General features: G+C 57.7%; 2 protein-coding genes. Both read right to left on the reverse strand.

Translation table 11 applies throughout. The features are described 5' to 3' along the window. On the reverse strand, positions 1-1,114 hold a 1,114-nt coding region (locus J1C54_RS16815; protein WP_229149963.1), incomplete at its 3' end, for an MFS transporter. Positions 1,115-1,132: 18 nt separating this feature from the next. After that, a partial coding sequence (gene aroC / locus J1C54_RS16820) for a chorismate synthase (protein WP_229149960.1) occupies positions 1,133-2,067 on the reverse strand: 935 nt, incomplete at its 5' end.

A 2,067-nucleotide genomic window follows, 5' to 3' on the forward strand; every position in this document is an offset into this window, starting at 1 on the left:
TGGCCACCGCCGCCGCCAGCAGGAAGCTATCTGAGCCAAATGATGTCCACAGCATTCCCGACAGTCCGGCGCCAACGGCCCAGCCCGCTCCGAAGCCAAAACTGGAATACAGTGCCTGGCCCTGACCGGCATGACCTCCAGAGAAAGTACGATGCAACCAGGCCATGGCCGCCGCATGGAAACTACCAAAGGTGGCGGCATGAAGAAGTTGGCCCAAGGCCAGCCACGCCAAACTGTCGCCAACGCTACCAATCAATAACCAGCGCAGCGCAGCAAGCAACAAACTGGCAGTAACAATGACTTTTAAAGGCACCCGCACCAACAGCCAGTGCATAATCAGAAACAGCCCCACTTCAGCAATTACGCCCAGCGCCCAGAGCGAACCGGCAATGGTACGGCTAATGCCCATATCCACCAGATGGATGGTGTAGAAGGTGTAATAGGGACCGTGGGACAACTGCATCAAAAAGGCACAGGCAAAAAATGCTGGCACACCGGGCTGACGTAGCACCGCCAGCAGTTTGCCCTCACGGGCTCGCTGCAACGGCGCCGAGCCGGCGGGTAAAAACAATGTACACAGCCAGATCAGCCAGAGCCCACCGCACAACAGCCACGGCAGCAATGATACCGACAGCAAGTCAAGCAGCACTCCGACCACCAGCACCGCGGCAATAAAGCCCACCGACCCCCATAGCCGTACCTGACTATAGCGATGACTGCGCTCACCCAGAGTATCGAGAGTGATCACCTCGAACTGCGCCAGCACGGCATTCCAGAAAAAGCTGAAACCGGCCAGCACGATCACCATGGACCAAAAGCCGTCGGCAACAAACACACCGGTAAAAATGATCGCAGCGAGCAGATTGCCCGCGCGGATAATACGTAATCGCTGGCCAGTACGATCCGCCAGCCAGCCCCATAGGTTTGGTGCGCCCAGCTTGGTGATTTGCGGTATGGCCATAAGCAGGCCGATCTGCGCAGCAGCAAAACCCCGCGTCTGCAGATACAGGCCCCAGTAAGGCACCAGCATGCCGAGCAGGGCAAAATAGAAAAGGTAAAAGGACGACAGTCGCCAGTAATAAGGAATGGGCGACTGGCGAGAGTCAGCGATCACGCAAGGTACTCCGGCAGGTTAATCCCTGCCGGCAGGAATTGGTGAGAGCGAGGAAACCACATCACCACATTGGCCACGGTTGCGCAGGTAATGATCCATCAACACCAGCGCCAGCATGGCCTCGGCAATGGGCGTGGCACGCACGCCAACGCAGGGGTCATGACGCCCCTTTGTGATGACCTCAACCGGGTTGCCGTCGATATCCACCGAGCGCCCGGGAATAAGCACACTGGAAGTGGGCTTCAATGCCATCGAGACACGGACAGTCTGGCCAGAGCTGATGCCACCGAGCACACCACCGGCGTGATTGCTCAGAAAGCCCTCAGGAGTAATCTCGTCGCGGTGAACTTCACCGCGCTGCTCAACCACAGCAAAGCCGTCCCCCACTTCCACCGCCTTGACCGCATTGATACTCATCATCGCCTTGGCCAAGTCCGCATCCAGACGGTCAAATACCGGCTCACCCCAGCCCGGCGGCACACCCTCGGCATATACGTTAATGCGCGCACCAATCGATGAACCGTCCTTACGCAGGGCGTTGATCAACTCTTCCAGCGCCACCACCTTGCTGGCATCCGGGAAGAAAAACGGATTGTCGTTAACCACTGACCAATCAAAGGTCTCTGCCTTGATAGCGCCAATCTGTACCGCACCACCATAAATACGCACGCCAAGATGCTGGTGTAAAAACTTGCGGGCAATGGCTCCCGCAGCAACACGCATGGCCGTCTCTCTGGCCGAAGAGCGGCCGCCACCGCGGTAATCACGGATGCCGTACTTTTGCGCATAGGTGTAATCCGCATGGGCCGGTCGAAAGGTACGCGCGATCTCGCCGTAGTCCTTGGATTTTTGATCCGTGTTTTCAATCAGCAGGCCAATAGGACAACCTGTGGTTTTGCCCTCAAACACCCCGGACAGAATTCTGACCTGATCCGGCTCCCGTCGCTGGGTGG

This window comes from Alcanivorax sp. 1008, from assembly GCF_020667895.1.
In the GTDB taxonomy this organism is placed as follows: Bacteria; Pseudomonadota; Gammaproteobacteria; order Pseudomonadales; family Alcanivoracaceae; genus PGZG01.